Raw genomic sequence first — 1,491 nt, 5'->3', positions numbered from 1 at the left:
CCGGGGGTGTGCGTTGCCAGGCCGCAGGCGCCCTGGCTTGGCTCGAACGGCACACTGCACTATGCTCGGCCAAACCCAGGGACGGTCAGCCAACCCCGCCTATCCGGAAAGGATCGCCGTCACCCCCAGTCTTTTTGTCGTGCAGTCGCCAGCCCCGTTATGCGCAGGGGCGGCGGTAGCGTGCCTGAGTCATAGCTAACGGCCTGTCGGACTCGAGCGTCCGGGGAATAGGCAACACGAGTATCTCCGTGCAGATTTGCCGGGTAAATCGTGGGTGTCCTCCGTGCGGCTCAACGATCCAGCGGGCTCAGCACAGCCAAACCGCCGCGGTTGAGTACGTGGGTATAAATCATGGTCGTCTTCACATCGGCATGGCCCAGCAACTCCTGCACCGTGCGGATATCCTGGCCGCCTTCCAGCAGGTGGGTGGCGAAGGAGTGCCGTAACGTGTGCGGGGTGGCCAGCTTGACGATACCGACCTCCTTAATCGCCGCCTTGAAGGCACGCTGCACCCGCTTTTCGTCAAGATGATGGCGGCGCACCTTGCCACTGCGCGGATCTCGCGATAGACCGGCGGCAGGAAAGACATACTGCCAAGCCCACTCCATCGGCGCCTTCGGGTATTTCCGTTCGAGCGCGAAGGGCAGATACACGTCGCCGCGCCCAGCCTGGAGTTCCGTCTGGTGGATGGCCCTCACCACGGCCAGGTGACCTTGCAACGGCAGAATCAAGCACTGCGGCAGCACCGTGACCCTGTCCTTCATTCCCTTGCCGTCACGGATCAGAATCTCCTTCCGGACGAAATCCACATCCTTGACCCGCAAACGCATAACCTCCATCAAACGCATGCCCGAGCCATACAGCAGACTGGCAACCAGCCAGAGCTCGCCCTCAAGACGCGACAACACCTGCCGAACCTCGGCAATGCTCAACACCACAGGTAAACGCACAGGCTTTTTCGCCCGGACGACATCCCCAAGCCACGGCAGATCCAGTGTGAGTACCTGCTTGTAGAGGAACAACAAAGCAGCCAGCGCCTGGTTCTGCGTGGATGCGGAGACATCTCGGCGCACAGCAAGATCGGAAAGAAACGCCTCGACTTCAACAGCCCCCATTTCCAGCGGGTGGCGATAGTGATGAAATCGAATAAAACGCCTGACCCACTCGCAATAGACGCGCTCTGTCCGAATCGAGTAGTGTTTGAGGCGAATTTGCTCGCGCATCTGATCGAGCAACCGGGGCTTTCCGTCCATGGTGTATAACTCCCTTATACGGTCATCCGACCGCTGCAATGCCTAGCCTAGACAGGGATAGACGAGAGGACAAGGAATGTTATCCACCACGACCGTAAAAGTGTTATCACACCAATTGGTGTCTATTTATAGTTAGCCGCCGTTGGATTGTTGGTTCTTTTTAGTTCGGCAAGGATGCAGAAATGGTTTTGTTCTCACGCTCGGTTGAAAGCATTTTTTGGCGCTTATTTGCGCTGCT

The 1,491-nt window shown here is 58.1% G+C and carries 1 protein-coding gene; it reads right to left on the bottom strand.

Features of this window, described 5'->3' with window-relative positions; all coding sequences use genetic code 11:
- Nucleotides 1-290: 290 nt before the first annotated feature.
- Nucleotides 291-1,253: an integron integrase gene (locus P8H27_RS20490; protein WP_289639592.1), complete on the bottom strand. Its 963-nt coding sequence runs from the start codon at nucleotides 1,251-1,253 to the stop codon at nucleotides 291-293.
- Between the last annotated feature and the right edge of the window lie 238 nt (nucleotides 1,254-1,491).

The sequence above is a fragment of the Pseudomonas sp. sp1636 genome, assembly GCF_030376615.1.
GTDB lineage: Bacteria > Pseudomonadota > Gammaproteobacteria > Pseudomonadales > Pseudomonadaceae > Aquipseudomonas.
Note: the sequence above shows the minus strand (reverse complement) of the source record. Positions and strands in the feature narration are given on the sequence as shown.

What these genes read in the sequence shown, in the direction of transcription:
- P8H27_RS20490 (WP_289639592.1), bottom strand. Translation starts at nt 1,253, where the DNA reads ATGGACGGAAAGCCCCGGTTGCTCGATCAGATGCGCGAGCAAATTCGC.